The sequence below is a fragment of the Pseudomonas sp. CFBP13528 genome, from assembly GCF_005233615.1.
In the GTDB taxonomy this organism is placed as follows: Bacteria; Pseudomonadota; Gammaproteobacteria; order Pseudomonadales; family Pseudomonadaceae; genus Aquipseudomonas; species Aquipseudomonas fluorescens_AM.
The window spans coordinates 76,555-92,948 of sequence record NZ_QGAJ01000003.1; the positions used below are offsets into that span (position 1 = coordinate 76,555).

The following is a 16,394-nucleotide window of genomic DNA, read 5'->3' on the forward strand; positions in this document are numbered from 1 at the left end:
TGCGCCAACAATGCGTCATTGCGCATTTGCGACTCAGCGCACATTTCATCTTGAACATTTTGTTTATCTCGATGTCTTTACCCCGCCCACCCGCAACCGGTCGGGCTGCATGGACTGCAGCGTTTTCAAATGACATTAAGGATTGATGTGAACCTCTCCCTATTACGGCCTCCTGTCTGCCACCGCCTGCGGTGCACTGGCTCGCGCCTGCGATTCCCAAGGACGTCGAGAGAGCCTCATTCGGATCGATTGATCCTTTCGTACAGCACACCTACTGCTGCCGGGCGTATTGGCGGCTTTGACTGTAGTTCATGGAGTTTGAAATGAAGCGCAAGCAGTTCCAGAAAAGTCTGTTGGCAATCATGGTCGGCGCAATCAGCACGCAGGTGCTGGCAGTCGAGTTCGACCTGGGTCAGGGCAAGAATATTTGGGCCAATGAGACGTTCAACGAGCCGGTCACCATTAACGGCAAGTTTTCCCGGGTGGTCGATTCCAACACCACTGATCCCGCCGGTCTCGGCTTTGTGAACACCAACATTCAAGGTTCGCTGATCAACCGCGCAGACATCACGCTGGACTCACAGGGCAAAACCATTCGTGCGATTGCCATCGACCCGATGTTCTGGTCTGGCCCTTCCAATCTGACACCCGGCACCATCACCGGGGATGTGGTTCAGGCGGGCAATATCCTGATGAACCATGGCGCCTACGAAGGGCTTGAAATCGGTGCCACGACCATCGGCGGCAGCGTTATCAACTCCGGCACCATCCGTTCCACGCCGCCGGTGAGCGCCGAGCCTTTTCCAGGCTATCTGGGCGGCGGCGAAGGCATTTACCTGCACGGCACCACCATTGCGGGCGACGTTTCCAACACCGGTGTGATCGACATGGCCGGTCCGGATGCGATTGGCTTGATCCTTGACGTCAGCGGCGACACGCCGACCACCATCGGCGGCAAGCTGCTGAACTCGGGCTCGATTATCGCCACCGGTGAAGGCGCCTGGGGCATGGAAGTGGAAACCGACACCAACCCCCTGCGTATTGAAAACAGCGGCCTGATTTCCGCCAATGGCAATGAGTCGAAGGGGCTGTTTTTTTACTCCGGCACCGTCGATTACATTCTCAACACCGGCACCATTGAAGCCAAGGGCGCGTCGGCCAATGCCTTCGACCTTTCCGGCGCCAGCTTTGCGCAGAACAGCGCCACGGGCGCACGGGGTATCGTCAACCGTGGGCTCATCGCGGCGGACGGCACGGCGATCCAGGTGGATGCGGCCAGGCAGGTCGCAGCGTTTGAAATCAACCAGCAAGCCGGCGAAATTCGCAGCAACAGCGGTATCGCCGTCGACGCCAACAACCTCGCCAGCCTGAACTGGACCGGCGGCAAAATCACCGGCGACCTGCTCAACCTCAGCGCCGTCAACATCGGCGGTCAGGCGGGTTTCAGCGGTAGCCGTATCATCGCGCCGGTGTCGGTCAACTCGGGTTCGCTGAACCTCTCGGCGCCCGGCACTGCTATCACCGGCGACCTCAATGTGGCCAGCGGTGCGGGCATTGATATGCACCTGACCGACAGTGTGGTGCCGACCACGCCGTACCTCACCGTCAACGGCACGGCCAATCTGGCTCAAGCTTCCAAGCTGACGGTCAGCGCCAACCCGGGCGACTTCGCGGCGCCTAAAGCCGGCACGCAATACACCTTGCTGCAAGCCACCAACGTGCAGAACAACGGCGTGGCCGTCGCCAGCGCCTCGTCGTTGCTCAACGTGCTCAGCTACTCGGCCGATGCGCAGACGGTCAAGGCCGTGGTGGCGGTGAAAAGCGACCAGCAAGTTCAGCAGGAACTGGCGGGTGTGAGCGCGGGTGCGTCGGCGGCGACCGCCGTCAATGTGGTGAAAAACGATGTGCTCGGCGGGCTCAACCAGAACGACCCGGTGTTCCAGAGCCTGGCCAACGCCGGGACTGCCCAGCAACTGGCGCAGCTCGCCGATCAACTCACCCCGGACGTCAACCGTGGCGCCCTCGACGTGGCGCTGTCGGGGCAAACCGTGGTCAACGGCGCGATCTTCAATCGCCTCACCGACCAGCGTGAAAGTCACCAGGTCGGCGGCGTGTGGGTGCAGGGCCTGAGCAGCAACATGGACCAGGATGGCCGTGGCGGCAACAACGGTTACTCGGCCAACAGCAGCGGCATGGCGGTGGGCGTGGACGGTCGTGTGAACGACACCACCACCTTGGGCGTGGCCTACAGCTACCTCAATTCCAACATCCATTCCGACCTGGGCAACAAGACCGACGTCGAGGGCCACGCGCTGTCGCTGTACGGCAACTGGGCGCTGCAGAACTGGTTCGTGGATGGCAGCCTCAGCTACGGCCATAACGACAATGACAGCAAACGCCACGTCGCGGGCACCACGGCCAAGGGCAGTTACGACAGCAATGTGCTGTCTGCCAGCGTGATCGGCGGCTACAGCTTCAAGCCGACCCAGGCGGTGGTGATCGAGCCGCGTGTGGCCGCGCGCTATGCCAACGTGCGCATGGATGGCTACACCGAGAAAGGTTCGTCGGCGGCCTTGAGCACGTCTTCGCAGCGTTATGAAGTGGGTGAGTTGGGTGCTGGTGTGCGTTTGGCGGGCAACTTGCCGATGGGCGCGGGCAGCCTGCAACCGGAAGCGACCTTGATGGCCTACCACGACCTGATGGGCGATCGCGTGGCGCAAACCTCCAGCTTCGTGGCTGGCGGTTCGGCGTTTACCGTGACCGGCGCATCGGTGGCGCGTGACAGCTACGAGGCCAGCGTGGGCGTGAACTACCAAGTGTCTGACTTCACCGTCGGCGCCAGCTACACCCGCCAGGCGCGCAGCGGTTTTGACGCCGACGGCGTGATGCTCAAGGCCCGCTACGCCTTCTAAGCAACACCGCAAAACAACTGTGGGAGGGGGCTTGCTCCCGATAGCGGTGGGTCAGTCAATGATGTGTTGGCTGGCTCGCCGCCATCGGGGGCAAGCCCCCTCCCACATTGGGTTTGCGTGAATCCGGAGCATCGGGGCCGGGGCAGCTTGCACTGTCTCAACCTGCTTACGCAGAGGGTGATGCCGCTGATACCCGTGTGGGAGGGGGCTTGCCCCCGATTGCGGAGGGTCAGTCAATGATGTGTTGGCTGGCTCGCCGCCATCGGGGGCAAGCCCCCTCCCACATTGGGTTTGCGTGGATCCGGAGCAGCGGGGCCGGGGCAGCTTGCACTGTCTCAACCTGCTCACGTAGAGGGTGATGCCTCTGATACCCGTGTGGGAGGGGGCTTGCCCCCGATAGCGGTGGGTCAGTCTATGGATATGTTGGCTGGCCCGCCGCCATCGGGGGCAAGCCCCCTCCCACATTGGGTTTGCGTGAATCCGGAGCAGCGGGGCCGGGGCAGCTTGCACTGTCTCAACCTGCTTACGCAGAGGGTGATGCCTCTGATACCGGTGTGGGAGGGGGCTTGCTCCCGATAGCAGTAGACCAGTCAGTGATAGGGTTGACTGACCACATCGGATCTCCATGTTCTAAAGGTTTGTGTTGGATTTCACTACTCGGGGCGAAACACCTTGAGAACGGCTCTCAACCCCGTAAAATGCCGCAGCCGTTGCATCACAGTCTTTCAGGGAAGAATTCAGGCCTGCGTGTTTTCCAGCGGCCTATCTCCTTGGAAAACGCAGCAACGCTGATTTCCTCACCCAAGGAGCACCCTGTGAAGACACTGTCCAAAATCCTGCTGTCGGGCCTCACCGCCGCGGCGCTGTTGACCGTGGCCGGTTGCGCCACCGAGAGCAACCGCGCAATGCCGGTGGAGCAAGTCGCCAGCGCCCATGTCGCCTATTCCGGCGTGCGTGTGCCGATTGCCGTGGGCAAGTTCGATAACCGCTCCAGCTACATGCGCGGCATCTTCTCCGATGGCGTTGACCGTCTCGGCGGCCAGGCCAAGACCATCCTCATCACCCACTTGCAGCAGACCAACCGCTTCAGCGTGCTGGACCGCGACAACATGGGCGAAACCTCCCAGGAAGCCAAGATCAAGGGCACCGTGCAGAAGCTCAAGGGCGCTGACTACGTGGTGACCGGCGATGTGACCGAGTTCGGCCGCAAGGAAACCGGCGACCGCCAGCTGTTCGGCATCCTCGGCCGTGGCAAGACCCAAGTGGCCTACGCCAAGGTCGCGTTGAATATCGTCAACATCAACACCTCCGAAGTGGTGTATTCCACCCAGGGCGCCGGTGAATACGCGCTGTCCAACCGTGAAGTGGTCGGCTTCGGTGGCACCGCCAGCTACGACTCCACCCTCAATGGCAAGGTGCTCGACCTGGCCATGCGCGAAGCGATCAACCGCCTGGTCGACGGCATCAACGCCGGCGCCTGGAACCCGCGTAACTGATCAGCCACACCACAAGGAGCAGTACACGGATGAGCAAGGCAGTGAAGTTGGCGCTGATGCTGACAGCAATCGCGACGGTAGCCGGGTGCCAGACGGCGCCCCAGCCCCTGTATCAATGGGAGAGCTACCAGCCGCAGGTTTACGAATACTTCAAGGGCGAGCCCAAGGAAGCGCAGGTGGAAGCACTGGAGCGCGATCTGCAGAAGATCAACGCCAGTGGCCGCAAGGCGCCGCCGGGTTACCACGCGCACCTGGGCATGCTGTACATGAACATGGGCAAGGATGATCAGATGGTGCAGGAGTTTCGCACCGAGAAAGCCCTGTTCCCCGAGTCCGCTGCGTACATGGACTTTCTGCTGAAAAACGCCAAGACCGGAGTCGCCACCAAATGAGCCTGTTAAAACTCACCGGCGCCTTGCTGGCCCTGGCGTTGCTCGGCGGTTGCGCGGCGCCCAAGACAGTCGACTACTCGGCGTACAAACAGGCGCGGCCCAAGTCGATCCTGGTACTGCCGCCGATCAATGAATCGCCGGAAGTGCAGGCGTCCTACAGCCTGGTGTCGCAAGTCACCTACCCGCTGGCCGAAGCCGGCTACTACGTGTTGCCGATTGCCCTAGTGGACGAAACCTTCCGCCAGAACGGCCTGACCACCGCCAACGATATCCAGGCGGTACTGCCGGCCAAGCTGCATGACATCTTTGGTGCGGACGCGGCGTTGTACATCACGGTCAGTGAATACGGCACCAAGTACATGCTGATCTCCAGCGACACCTCAGTGACGGCCTCGGCCAAGCTGGTGGACCTGCGCACCGGCACCACCCTGTGGACCGGCGCGGCGCGGGCGTCCAGCGAGGAAGGCAACAACAACGGCGGCGGCCTGGTGGGCATGCTGATCACGGCGGCGGTCAAGCAGGTGATCAACAGCTCCACCGATGCCGCGCACCCGATTGCCGGTATCACCAGTGCGCGCCTGCTGTCGGCAGGGCAACGCACCGGCATCCTGTACGGCCCGCGTAACCCCAAGTACGGCACAGACTGACATTCTTCAAACACTGAAGATCAACTGTGGGAGGGGGCTTGCCCCCGATAGCGGTCTATCAGTATCAAATGTGCTGACTGACCCACAGCTATCGGGGGCAAGCCCCCTCCCACATTGTTTTCTGCTGTCAGATAAATTGGGTTTAACCCGAACCTCGCCCACCTCGCGTCTGACCTTGTGAACGGCTCATTCATTCACGAGGCCCAGCCCATGTCCCGCCCTCTGCTCTCCCTGCGTCCTGCTGCCCAAGGCTTCACCGTTACCCTGCTGGTAGCGCTGGCCGGATGCGGGCTGTCGTCGTCCCCCGACCTGGCGAAACCAGCGGAGCCCATCGCAACGCTTCAACGCGCGCCGGCCCAGGGCGCAGTGGTCAAACGCATGGTCATGCCTGCCCCAATGATGATGCGGGAGACGGCGACCCTGGCTGAGCGCAGCGAACCCCGCGAGCAATACGCCAACCTGCCCGACAACCCCGTGCATCGCGTCGCCGAAACCCCGGTCTCCACCTTCAGCGTGGATGTCGACACCGGCAGCTACGCCAACGTACGACGCTTCCTCAACCAGGGCCGCCTGCCGCCCGAAGGCGCTGTAAGGCTGGAGGAAATGGTCAACTATTTCCCTTACGACTACGCGCTGGCTACCGATGGCTCACCCTTTGGCGTCACCACTGAAGTCGCCGCCACGCCGTGGAACCCGCGCACGAAACTCTTGCGCATCGGCATCAAGGCCTGCGACAAAACCGTGGCAGAACTGGCCCCGGCCAATCTGGTGTTCCTGGTGGATGTGTCCGGCTCCATGGACCGTCGCGAAGGCTTGCCGCTGGTCAAAAGCACCCTGAAATTACTGGTGGATCAACTGCGTGATCAGGACCGGGTGTCATTGGTGGTCTACGCCGGTGAGTCCCGCGTGGTGCTCAAGCCCACCTCCGGCCGTGACAAAACCACAATCCGCAACGCCATCGACCAACTCACCGCCGGTGGCGCCACCGCTGGCGCGTCCGGTATCGAACTGGCCTACCAGATGGCCCGCGAAGGCTTCATCGACCAGGGCATCAACCGCATCCTGCTGGCCACCGACGGCGACTTCAACGTGGGCATCAGCGACTTCGACAGCCTCAAGCAAATGGCGGTCGACCAGCGTAAAAGCCGCATATCGCTGACCACCTTGGGGTTCGGTGTGGACAACTACAACGAACACCTGATGGAACAACTGGCTGACGCCGGTGACGGCAACTACGCCTACATCGACAACTTGCGTGAGGCACGCAAGGTGCTGGTGGAGCAACTCAGTTCGACCCTGGCGGTGGTGGCGCGGGATGTGAAATTGCAGGTGGAATTCAACCCGGCCCAGGTCAGCGAATACCGCCTGCTCGGCTATGAAAACCGCGCCTTGAAACGTGAGGACTTCAACAACGATAAAGTCGATGCCGGCGAAATCGGCGCAGGGCACACGGTGACTGCGTTGTATGAAATCGTGCCGAAGGGCGAGAAGGGCTGGCTGGAGCCGTTGCGCTATGCCAGAGCGCCTGCGGCTGAATCCACCTCGGCCGAACTGGCGACGGTGCGCGTACGCTATAAACCGGCTGCGGGCGGTGACAGCCAGTTGATCGAACGGGCCGTCGGTAAAACGTCCACCGAGCCCAGCGACGACCTGCGCTTCAGTGCCGCCGTAGCCGCCTTCGCCCAACAGCTCAAGGGCGAAGGCCGCTACACTGGCAACATGAGCTTGCAGGACACCGCCGCCCTGGCCCGCTCGGCCCGAGGCGACGACCCGTTCGGCCTGCGCAATGAATTCGTGCAACTGGTCGAACTGGCCCAAAGCCTAAAACCCTGATCCCGAGCACAATGAGGATCAAATGTGGGAGGGGGCTTGCCCCCGATAGCGGCCTATCATTACCAAATGTGCTGACTGACCCACCGCCATCGGGAGCAAGCCCCCTCCCACACTTAGATCTGCTTCGATCTGACAGAAGGAGTTCGCCCACTACATGGCCGTTCCAGACGATCCACCCAGCGACGAATCGCTGCTGGCCCGCTACCGCACCGGCGACGCTGCTGCGTTCGAAGCCTTGTACGCCCGGCACCGCCAGGGCCTGTATCGCTTCCTCGTATCCCTGTGCAACAAACCCGAACTGGCCGAAGAAATCTACCAGGACACCTGGCTCAGCCTGATCCGCAGCACCACCCAGCCACAAGGCCGGGCGAGTTTTCGCACCTGGCTGTTCCAGATTGCGCGCAACCGCCTGATCGACCACTGGCGCAAGCACGGCCTGCACAACCCGCTGCATGACAGCTACGACGAGTTGCTGCACGCCCAGCCCGACGACAGCGCTGGCCCCGAACAGCAACTGAGCCTGAACCGCGACCAGGCGCGCCTCGACGCCGCCGTGCAAGCCTTGCCCGAAGACCAGCGCGAAGTCTTCCTGCTGCGCCTGCACGGCGACCTCGAAGTCCCGCAAATCGCCACCCTCACCGGTGCCCCGCTGGAAACCGTTAAAAGCCGCTTGCGCTATGCCCTGCAGAAATTGCGGCGCTTGCTGGCTGACGAGGTAACTGTATGACCGACGCCCGAGACCCGAACGATCCGCGCGACGAAGCGCTGATCCAACACTATCGCCAGAACAGCGCCGGCGAACCGCCCGCATTCCTGGACGCATTCATTCTGAACGCCGCCCGCCGCGAAGCGCCTGCCCCCAAGCTCAGCCTGTGGCAACGCTGGCTGCGGCTGTGCCAGCAACCGCGTTGGCAGATGGCGTTTGCCAGCGTGGCCGGTGTGGCGCTGCTGGCGGGCGTGATCACGCGCAGCCCCGAGCTTGCCCCGGTACAAAACACGCGCCTCGCCGCCCCGGCAACTTTATCCGCGCCTGCGCCCATGAGCGCGCCGCCGCGGGTCGAGTCGTTCAGCGCCGAAATGAACAGTGATGCCTTGCCCCAAGGCAAGCTGGCCAAGCGCGCAGTGCCTGACCCGCTGGAGCAGGGCTTGCAGGAAGTGTTGCGCCTGCGCGCGGCAGGCGATGAGGGTGCCGCGACGGTGAAACTGGCCGAGTTGCAAAAACGCTTTCCTGCGCAAAATCTTGAGGAGCGGCTCAAGGCATTGCAGCCTCACTGACCCCGTGGCGATGGTATCGCGCGATACCATCGCCCCTGTTCACTCATCTTGCACTGAACCTATTACGCAATAGCCCAATGCCATGGATGCTATTTGCTATCATTCGTCGAGCATGGTAGCCCAGAAGTTTAAAGTGAATTTAAAGTACGAGTTGATATGAGTAAAAAATATCTTATTGAGAATTTTATGATCTCCATTTTCATATTTGTTCTCTTCTTTACCGACATTTTTGGAGAGAGCACTTTTCTGGAGGATATTAGCTTCACTGCTCTGATGTTAGGAGCAGGCAGTATTTTCCTGTTTCCGTTCTCTCGGTTTATAATCGAGCAGACAGCGCTTCGATTCACACGTCGTGAATTCTGGACGACCGGCTTATTGACGGAGTCGTCTGGGAAAAACGGGCTGTATGTGATTTTTTATATGGTTTGCATCGCTTTTGCTATTCCGGCCGTGCTTGGGTATCTATTCTATTCAGCACTAAAAAAAGTGGCCTGAAAAGGCCACTTCGTGTTTTTAGAAAGGAAGCACCGCGTCGAGTGCATCGTTAAATTGCTTAACACGTTTATCGTCAATAAATGCACTGACAAATGCCATGATCAGCGCAAACGCTACAATCCCGACGGGTGACGAAACAGTCACGCCGAACGCGAAAGCAATCAGGCCTGTTGCTGCAGCACCTGCAAACAGTGTTTCCACTTTCAGTGCAGTGTTATTCCAATCGCCTGTCGCGTAGCTTTTACTCACTTCATTATGCAAGTCATAGGCATCAACGGCTTTGCCCACATAGCCAAAGCCTTTGGCAAACCTGTTCAGGTTTTTTCCCAGTTCAGCGCTATCAAGCGAATCCAGGGCATTGACGATGGCCGCGCGGTCAGCCGCACTGAATTTCTTATCCAGAGCGCCCTTGTATTGCTCAAAGGCATTCAGGGCCTCTTGTGCGCTGCGAAGCTTTTTGCCCTTCGCACTTTCGGCCAATTCTGCTGAGAGCGTAGACATTTGCTGCCCAAATTTTCCTCCGATCTCCTTGTAAAAATCAGCAGTGAATTTAATGGCATCTTTGATTTGCGCATCGGCCTTTGCCTGCTCTTCGGCAAGACGCTCCGCTTCAGCTTTTGCTGCGGCTTCGGCAGCCAGGCGTTCAGCCTCTGCCTGCGCCGCAAGACGTGCATCTTCCTCTGCTTGAGCGGTAGCGATCAAACCCGTCAAGGCGTTAGATTTTTCAGTCAACAATCGAATCTTTTCAGACAGGTATCTGCTTTTATAGGCCGCGCTATAGGAGTCGGCAAGTGCCTGATACGCGTGTTTGAAGCCCAACCGATCTTTATATTCAAGATTGACGAAATCTACCGCATTGTGCGGTATATCTTTTAGTAGAGGATCCCTGCCGAAGTAAGCGTTGGCCGCCGCAAGACTGGCAGTAAGGTCAGCCTGTGAGGTGTTGATTAGAGCATCAACGACGGCTTTTTCTTTCCTGGATTTTTCCAGTGCCGAAAGAGCATCCGCCCCAACGGCTGCGGCAACCTCCGAGTCGATCTCGGCCAGCAGGTTTGGCAGGTTGGCAGCGTAAGAATCTGCAATCTGCTTTTGCGCCCTGACCGCCAGCGCCACCTTCGTCATCGTACTGTCAGGATGGCTGAAGTTCATCTTTCGCATGAGCGCATCGATGTCTGAAAAATCAACGATTTTCCCATCCCACGGCAAAGGCTTGGCAATAAAACCTCCCCCTGGCAGCGGCCCAGGAGGAAGGGGCAGTGGCGGCTCTGGCGTTACGATAATTGGGGGTAGAGTAATGTCTGTCATGAAATATCTCCTTGATATTTAGCTTCCTTGAGAATGCCCACCTTCCTGACGATTGCAGGGGAGGGCAAACGGTGTGAGGCAGAAGCCATCACACCCACACTGTACATAAACACAGCATTAAGGCAAAGAAAAATATGCATTTGTGCATATTTCTGGAGGGGCTTCATCTGGCAAACCTAGAGAACAAAAAAGCCCCAGGTCTTTCGACCTGGGGCTTTTTCGTTCGTATATGGCCCGGCGCCGTTTGAACCTGGAGGTGATGTTCCCGTTTTTAGAGGGCTTGGTCTTCTGCGCGTTCCCAAGGGATACACCAGGGGATACACGGCGCTTGCTGCTGGGATGTTTTTGGCCCTCACACCGGCTGAAAAGCCGTCGAGGTTCGTTGCTCTATCCCCGACGAACGGTAATGCCAGCTTGATAAGCCCGTCCCAAGTGCAAAGGTGTGGTCATCACCACCACTCCGTTGATGGATCAGTTCGTAAGTGGCCCGATTATCTCGTTCCTCACTTTTGAGGAGCCATCGCCACTTTTGCGGCGATGGTGCTGGCGTCGCGTAGTACTTCCACCACACTGAGGTGTTCTTGCCATTCCCCCGCCCCAGCACCACCCCGGATCAGGGTAGTGGTCATTCGGGTGCTTTCATTTTACGTATCATCCCGACCAGATGAGTATTACCGGAACAGACTTTCTCGATGCTAGGGTTTGGCTCCTGCTGAGGCGCGATAAGATTTGGTGATGCTATAGGTCCTCGGCTTGGAAGGGGGCCGTCATCCTCTCGTCGAGCACCCTTCAGATCTACTGTGAAGACTTCAAAATCGAAGGCTATAATCGCTTCATGCTAAATCCAACCGAAATACGACCTCTCCTTAAGCAGTGGATCACGAGAGTGATGCCCCATGATGCTCAGGATGTCTTCATTGAAGAGCTTTGCTTTATTGATAAGGCTCGTCGGGCTGACCTCGTTCATGCCAACGGGAAGTTGAGCGCATTTGAGATAAAGTCTCACGCGGATACTTTGAGTAGGTGGGGAGGTCAGCAAGAAGCTTATTTAGCCTGTTTTGATGAGGTATGGCTTTGCTGTCATTCGAAACACTTAATTAAGGCGCTTGAAGTCTCTATCCCCACTGTAGGAATACTGGTAGTAGACGATTATTCAGGGATGGCGATGGTAAGAAGCGCCAAGTCGAATAGATCGCAGGATAAATTCCATTTGACTGGTTTTTTATGGCGGGACGAGCTCGATTCTCTGGCTAAGAGCTTCGGTATCAATGTCCGTGGGAAGGACCTGATTAAGGATGTGCGCCGTAAAGTTAGCGACGCACTTCCTCTGGCAGATATTAGAGCTTGCGTTTTGCGAACTCTTAAGAGTCGATATTCTTAGACGAGATCGTCAAAATCTAATTCGTCAAACTCTTCATTAGCATCGTCGGTTATAGATAAAATCATTGCGCAGATATGCTGATTGATTCTATAACCGTTCCATGTTCCATTGTTGCCGTATCCAGTAGAGGTTGCGACAATTCGGGAGTACTCACGAGTGGCCCAACAGAAATTATCACCATGATAACCTGGTAGGTTTCTAACCTCTTGTGCTATTTCGATATAGTTTACAAATTCTTTATTTCCTCCTTTCCGTCTTTGCCACCATTCCGCTGGAGTGTAATAACAGCCGAATGGTAGCACTGGCATCCCTGGAATGTACTCCATAGGTGCGGTCGGGTTGGTTGCCGCGTAGTCGCCGTATGTGGGGCTAGGATTTATGCCGTTGCGGTCAATGTTTGACTGCCAAGCGACGTCATAACAAGCAGAAGATCGAGAGGTATTAGACGCTGGTTTGTCGATAGGGAATGAAGTGCTAAGCAGTACTACGCTTTGTAAGTTGTAAGCATTAAGCTGTTTCAAAAAATGGTTGAATTCAGAGCCTGCAGCCGTACTTGCTGGTGAGGTTGCCCCGAAATCCAGTATCACATGCGCGAAGTTAGGCAGATTTAGAGAGTCTAGGATTGATAACAGTCTGGCCCAAGATGCAGAGGTCGGTTTTTCAGGGCAAAAAACTCGAATTGCAATTTGGTTGAAATTTCGCTCTGTAGAAAGAGCCAGCTGAATAACTTCTCTTTGCGGATCATCGTCGGTCCATGATATTACTGGGATTATATGGTTATTTGTTTGTTGGGTGTTTAGAAAAAACTGCTGCTTATTTTCAAATGCCTCACTAGCGTTGTGAAGGTCGTTGTCTCCAACGAAGTCCTCTCCGACATCTTTTCTTACTCTAGATACATCTAGGAAAAACGGGTGATCAGTCCAGTTTGCCAAAAATGTCTGTAAGTGTCGGTCGTCATCTCCTCTCATATCCAAGAGAGGAGTAAATACATCTCTCCTTTCAGGCTCCAGATTGATGAGAGCTTTTATATCGTTTTGCCCTACCCTTAAGCATGCTACGTATTGCATGTCGCGCTCCTTGCATTTTATTAGGAAAATTGGACTATCGGAGGCATTAATTAAAATTCCAGCGTGCCCCAATGGATGCTGAGAGGTGTTTGTTTTTTTTGAATAACTTGTTTTATCGTTACGCCCTGCGTGGCAATCATTGATGCTAGCCCATGGGTGGCAAAAAGCCAGTCTGGCTGGGTTTTGCAACCGGCAGTTTGGCGAGGTGGCAAGGCGAACAGTTTCTGGTCCAGAGTTACCTAGTCGTCCGCTCTGGTAAATATTTGACGAGCATCAGTCGTCAGCACGCAGCCTTTTACGCTGGGGGCAGCGTATTGCTTGCGCTGGGGGAAATTCAGACGAGACCCATCGGCGAAAATCCGTCTAGGGCCTGTCTAGTATTGCCTGGCGCACTAAGGATTTGTCTGGCCCGGTATTTCACCACCCCATCCCGCCAGGATATTGATCGAGCATCCACCTTGACGGCCGCTTCTCGAATTTTAGACGGGGCGGATGCTGGTCAGGCAGCCCGAATGCTCGCAAAGCCTTGACCTGCTTGGCTTTCAACGCTCCAACCGCTGATGGCGCCGGATAAATCCGTCAAGACCTGTCAAGAATTTCGTCAAGGCTGGTCAAGGATTATGGCCGCGTTTGGCTGGTTCCACTGTGAGCCACTTGTTCCGCAATTGACTGTCGCGGCTGGCACCTGTTTCTGGACGAAGTAGCTATCCAGCCGTATGTCCGATCTGCCGCGAGCCTTTGCTGGCTTTGGCGCGCGGGCCGGGCTGGATGAGCAGCGGCCGCTCCAGCCGTCCAGAATTAGTCCAGAATCCTACAATGCGTCACCGCTGCCCCAGACTGCCGGCGACAGTCAGCTCAGCAATGCGCTGGCGAATGAACACCAGGTTCTCATCGAGCGTTTTCAGCGCGCCTCGCACGTTGTCGGCAATGTCCGCCGATCCGCGCTGTTCGACCCAGTTGGAAAGCTCCTCCACCGCGGCGCCCAGGGCGAACTGGTTTTGATTGAGGCGGTTGAACAGGTTGGCGATCAGTTTGGTATCCGTCATGTTGGCTCTCCGTGTTTCGAGAAAGCGTAGCATCGGCGCCGTGAATGCCCGGAATCACCTTTACGTGGTTGCGTCTGCCGGCGGCAAAGTGTCCTGGCGATGTGATACGGGATTTCCCCGCATCTAAGCGTGAGCCTCGCCCGCATTGGCCGATGCGCGTTCTCAGGTGGCCACGCTCGCCGAATCCGTCTCATGCCCGTCTCACATTCGCCAGCGATTCGGTAAAGGCCAGGTAAAAGTGGAAGGTCCGAAAGCGCCGTATCCGTCTGGGGTCTGTCAGGGGTATCAGTGGCCACGGTGCGCTTGTTTGACGGGCGGGTCACGCAATAAGCCTCCGACACCCACCCGGCATGGTTTTGGTCTGATGCCTGTCTCGCAATCCGTCAAAGTGTGGTCAAAGTGCGGCAGGATCGATCAGATCGTGGGTAGGCCTCACAGCATAGCTAAGATCGGGTACAGCTCCCGATAGCAGAGAATCCATAAGCGCTTTGATCGACACGCGCTGAAGGCATAGATCCCCATCGTCTCCGTACTTAGCTAGCGCCCACATATCTCCCTGCCCCAAATCAAAGACAACAGTGCGCCGGGACAAAAGCCACCCTTCCCGGGGATTCTTCCAAGACCACGCATGTTGGCCTCGGTACGAATTAGCTACGACACTTTCGAACGCCTTGCCGTGATGCAACTCATACATTGCACCGCGCGACGGGTCTGCGGCGATATCGCTTTTAAGAAAGTATCCAAAGGCGCTGCCGTCGTGACATGGTTGCCTAACGTGCTTGGCCCATTTTGTATAGGTCGGTATTCCCAGTTTAAAATCACGCATTCGCTCATGATGTGGATCAGGCAACGAATCACTGATCCGGATGTGGTTCTTGAACTTCTCCCCGTTTACGATCCAGATCATACGCTCCCCGTAGAACGCCTCGCGGCTGTTCATCTCCTCAATGCTCATCGGAGAGTTCTGGAGCTCAATCACTGTGCCGTCTGGGCGCTTCACATCAGCGATATGCTTCTCGCCAGCACGGTCGTAGGCCACAACCTCTTGCCACTCGAACGGAAACATAGCTTTCCAGGCGCGATGCCAGGGGCCTTCGTTCTCCATCCATGGGTCGCAGTGCCTTCGGCCAGCGTGTGCCCAGTGCCAACGAATAATTGGCCCGCATTTCGCCTGAGCGGGTTTTCCGCATAACGGACACTCGCCTTTAAGGCCTGGCGCTGGCGCAGCTCGCTCTCCGCTCACAAGAGCTACTTCCATTGATGGCATAGCCTTCTCCCTTCCGGTGATGCGAATGAATGTAGCTGAATAGACGGGGCGTGTTCGTGTGCAGCGTGTTTCCCCAATGGGGGGAGGACGCTTACCGCGAGTGCCTCCAGACAATGTGCCGCTATTTTCCGAGGTTGCCAGTCAGAACGCCTTCTTTTGGTGGAAACAAAAGTGGAAACCGGCATATGAAAACCATGGCTTTTGATAACAGGCTGCGGCTCTGGTTCGCACCAGGCTCGCGTAAGAGGTTGCGAACCAGAAGTGCGAACCTACTGCCGGTACGCACTCAGAATGCGTACGCAACCGTGCGTACTGAGCGTTGTACTTCCTGTGCGTATTCTGCGCAGTCACTGCGCAACCAAGTAGGCGATAGTTGGCATTAGATCATCTACATAGCGCCGGTCTTCAAGCGGCCCCAATTCATGGGTATACGGTGTGAAACCTTCCGAGGAAGGCTTTGCAAATTGGCGCGCGCGGGATTTTTCTGATGGGGCAGCGAGCTGCTCCAGAGCTCGTATCATCAACTGGTAGCGTGCTGTGTAGTTATATGATCAATTGGAAGCAGGTCAGCACGGCATATCGCCAGTGCATACGAGCAAAATTTGCAGGGAGCAGTCATGAGAATGAAGATAGCCGTAGCGGGCTGTGTTTTAGCACTTTTGTCGTTTAGCGCATCTGCCTTAAATGTGGCGATGAGTGTGAGTTCTGACGGTGGCGGAAAGCCAACTATCTCCGGGCAAACTAACCTGCCTGATGAGACTGAATTGATAGTTGGTATTCAGCTGGTTGATGGGGAGTACTTCGCGCAATCTGACGCAACCGTTAAGGGCGGCAAGTTTTCGGCCGGAAAATTCTCTGATGCTGATGCCGCCTTAACTCCAGGCCTTTACACAATCGAGGTGAGTGCAGGGATGGCGGCAGTTCAGCCAGAAAGCGTTCAATCGGTTATTGGTAGCGAGGGCCAGAATCTCAAAGGGCGATATGTGAAAACCCTTGGTGTAGGTGGTTCCTACGTAAACTTCAGCACCAAGATGAAGTTGCCTTAGACCGCATCAGTACCGGCTTGAATTCGAGATCAGTTGCACGTCCATTATTGGGGCCTACCGAGGTGTGTAGAGCATTGGGCCAGTGCCAACCCGTGGATACCTGGGTGGATACTGGCAGCTTTTGACCCATGACGGTTACCCCCTGCAGCCATAAAATAGCGTTGAACCCTACCAACCAGCCACATGGATATTCATAGAGAGCCGCGACCTCCTAGGTTGTAAAAACTGGGGT

15 protein-coding genes are annotated in these 16,394 nt (G+C 56.9%); 10 read left to right on the top strand and 5 right to left on the bottom strand.

What is annotated here, in order from left to right; all coding sequences use genetic code 11:
• Window positions 1-323 precede the first annotated feature (323 nt).
• The 8 genes from PspCFBP13528_RS07005 (at window position 324) to PspCFBP13528_RS07045 (ending at window position 9,050) form a co-directional block, all read left to right on the top strand.
• The gene (locus tag PspCFBP13528_RS07005) at window positions 324-2,912 is read left to right on the top strand and encodes an autotransporter outer membrane beta-barrel domain-containing protein (RefSeq protein ID WP_137199881.1); all 2,589 of its coding nucleotides are present in this window, start codon (window positions 324-326) and stop codon (window positions 2,910-2,912) included.
• An 815-nt stretch (window positions 2,913-3,727) separates the two neighbouring features.
• Window positions 3,728-4,408, top strand: coding sequence for a CsgG/HfaB family protein (locus PspCFBP13528_RS07015; protein WP_065883139.1), 681 nt, complete (start codon window positions 3,728-3,730; stop codon window positions 4,406-4,408).
• Window positions 4,409-4,437: 29 nt separating this feature from the next.
• Window positions 4,438-4,800, top strand: coding sequence for a DUF4810 domain-containing protein (locus tag PspCFBP13528_RS07020; protein WP_057010471.1), 363 nt, complete (start codon window positions 4,438-4,440; stop codon window positions 4,798-4,800).
• A complete protein-coding gene (locus PspCFBP13528_RS07025; protein ID WP_065949945.1) occupies window positions 4,797-5,447 on the top strand; it encodes a DUF799 domain-containing protein in 651 nt (216 codons plus the stop codon). The genes PspCFBP13528_RS07020 and PspCFBP13528_RS07025 overlap by 4 nt, the downstream gene beginning before the upstream one ends.
• Window positions 5,448-5,657: 210 nt before the next feature.
• Window positions 5,658-7,280: a VWA domain-containing protein gene (locus PspCFBP13528_RS07030; RefSeq protein WP_101219751.1), complete on the top strand. Its 1,623-nt coding sequence runs from the start codon at window positions 5,658-5,660 to the stop codon at window positions 7,278-7,280.
• 154 nt (window positions 7,281-7,434) lie between these two features.
• Entirely contained in the window at window positions 7,435-8,007 is a 573-nt protein-coding gene (locus tag PspCFBP13528_RS07035) for an RNA polymerase sigma factor (protein ID WP_065893850.1), read from the top strand.
• Window positions 8,004-8,555, top strand: coding sequence for a hypothetical protein (locus tag PspCFBP13528_RS07040; protein ID WP_101219752.1), 552 nt, complete (start codon window positions 8,004-8,006; stop codon window positions 8,553-8,555). Before PspCFBP13528_RS07035 ends, PspCFBP13528_RS07040 begins: the two co-directional genes overlap by 4 nt.
• A gap of 156 nt (window positions 8,556-8,711) precedes the next feature.
• Window positions 8,712-9,050, top strand: a complete 339-nt coding sequence (locus PspCFBP13528_RS07045; RefSeq protein WP_137199883.1) for a colicin E1 family microcin immunity protein — start codon at window positions 8,712-8,714, stop codon at window positions 9,048-9,050.
• A gap of 18 nt (window positions 9,051-9,068) precedes the next feature.
• Here the strand turns inward: PspCFBP13528_RS07045 and PspCFBP13528_RS07050 are convergent, their stop codons facing one another.
• The gene (locus PspCFBP13528_RS07050) at window positions 9,069-10,355 is read right to left on the bottom strand and encodes a colicin-like pore-forming protein (RefSeq protein WP_137199884.1); all 1,287 of its coding nucleotides are present in this window, start codon (window positions 10,353-10,355) and stop codon (window positions 9,069-9,071) included.
• Between the two features lie 503 nt (window positions 10,356-10,858).
• Entirely contained in the window at window positions 10,859-10,984 is a 126-nt protein-coding gene (locus tag PspCFBP13528_RS28035; RefSeq protein WP_275113124.1) for a hypothetical protein, read from the bottom strand.
• 206 nt (window positions 10,985-11,190) lie between these two features.
• Here PspCFBP13528_RS28035 and PspCFBP13528_RS07055 point away from each other — a divergent pair, with 206 nt between their 5' ends.
• Complete coding sequence (locus PspCFBP13528_RS07055) at window positions 11,191-11,736, top strand: sce7726 family protein (protein WP_137199885.1); 546 nt, start codon at window positions 11,191-11,193, stop codon at window positions 11,734-11,736.
• Here PspCFBP13528_RS07055 and PspCFBP13528_RS07060 read toward each other — a convergent pair.
• The 3 genes from PspCFBP13528_RS07060 to PspCFBP13528_RS07070 form a co-directional block, all read right to left on the bottom strand.
• A complete protein-coding gene (locus tag PspCFBP13528_RS07060) occupies window positions 11,733-12,803 on the bottom strand; it encodes a hypothetical protein (RefSeq protein WP_137199886.1) in 1,071 nt (356 codons plus the stop codon). The genes PspCFBP13528_RS07055 and PspCFBP13528_RS07060 overlap by 4 nt on opposite strands.
• Before the next feature lie 821 nt (window positions 12,804-13,624).
• A complete protein-coding gene (locus tag PspCFBP13528_RS07065; RefSeq protein WP_137199887.1) occupies window positions 13,625-13,849 on the bottom strand; it encodes a hypothetical protein in 225 nt (74 codons plus the stop codon).
• 394 nt (window positions 13,850-14,243) lie between these two features.
• Window positions 14,244-15,116, bottom strand: coding sequence for a competence protein CoiA family protein (locus tag PspCFBP13528_RS07070; protein WP_342671440.1), 873 nt, complete (start codon window positions 15,114-15,116; stop codon window positions 14,244-14,246).
• A gap of 617 nt (window positions 15,117-15,733) precedes the next feature.
• Here PspCFBP13528_RS07070 and PspCFBP13528_RS07075 point away from each other — a divergent pair.
• A complete protein-coding gene (locus PspCFBP13528_RS07075) occupies window positions 15,734-16,162 on the top strand; it encodes a hypothetical protein (protein ID WP_137199888.1) in 429 nt (142 codons plus the stop codon).
• Window positions 16,163-16,394: the final 232 nt, after the last annotated feature.

Excerpts from the sequence above, each read along its gene's own strand:
- PspCFBP13528_RS07005 (WP_137199881.1), top strand. The coding sequence starts at position 324 with ATGAAGCGCAAGCAGTTCCAGAAAAGTCTGTTGGCAATCATGGTCGGC.
- PspCFBP13528_RS07020 (WP_057010471.1), top strand. The coding sequence starts at position 4,438 with ATGAGCAAGGCAGTGAAGTTGGCGCTGATGCTGACAGCAATCGCGACG.
- PspCFBP13528_RS07025 (WP_065949945.1), top strand. The coding sequence starts at position 4,797 with ATGAGCCTGTTAAAACTCACCGGCGCCTTGCTGGCCCTGGCGTTGCTC.
- PspCFBP13528_RS07030 (WP_101219751.1), top strand. The coding sequence starts at position 5,658 with ATGTCCCGCCCTCTGCTCTCCCTGCGTCCTGCTGCCCAAGGCTTCACC.
- PspCFBP13528_RS07035 (WP_065893850.1), top strand. The coding sequence starts at position 7,435 with ATGGCCGTTCCAGACGATCCACCCAGCGACGAATCGCTGCTGGCCCGC.
- PspCFBP13528_RS07040 (WP_101219752.1), top strand. The coding sequence starts at position 8,004 with ATGACCGACGCCCGAGACCCGAACGATCCGCGCGACGAAGCGCTGATC.
- PspCFBP13528_RS07045 (WP_137199883.1), top strand. The coding sequence starts at position 8,712 with ATGAGTAAAAAATATCTTATTGAGAATTTTATGATCTCCATTTTCATA.
- PspCFBP13528_RS07050 (WP_137199884.1), bottom strand. The coding sequence starts at position 10,355 with ATGACAGACATTACTCTACCCCCAATTATCGTAACGCCAGAGCCGCCA.
- PspCFBP13528_RS28035 (WP_275113124.1), bottom strand. The coding sequence starts at position 10,984 with ATGACCACTACCCTGATCCGGGGTGGTGCTGGGGCGGGGGAATGGCAA.
- PspCFBP13528_RS07055 (WP_137199885.1), top strand. The coding sequence starts at position 11,191 with ATGCTAAATCCAACCGAAATACGACCTCTCCTTAAGCAGTGGATCACG.
- PspCFBP13528_RS07060 (WP_137199886.1), bottom strand. The coding sequence starts at position 12,803 with ATGCAATACGTAGCATGCTTAAGGGTAGGGCAAAACGATATAAAAGCT.
- PspCFBP13528_RS07065 (WP_137199887.1), bottom strand. The coding sequence starts at position 13,849 with ATGACGGATACCAAACTGATCGCCAACCTGTTCAACCGCCTCAATCAA.
- PspCFBP13528_RS07070 (WP_342671440.1), bottom strand. The coding sequence starts at position 15,116 with ATGCCATCAATGGAAGTAGCTCTTGTGAGCGGAGAGCGAGCTGCGCCA.
- PspCFBP13528_RS07075 (WP_137199888.1), top strand. The coding sequence starts at position 15,734 with ATGAGAATGAAGATAGCCGTAGCGGGCTGTGTTTTAGCACTTTTGTCG.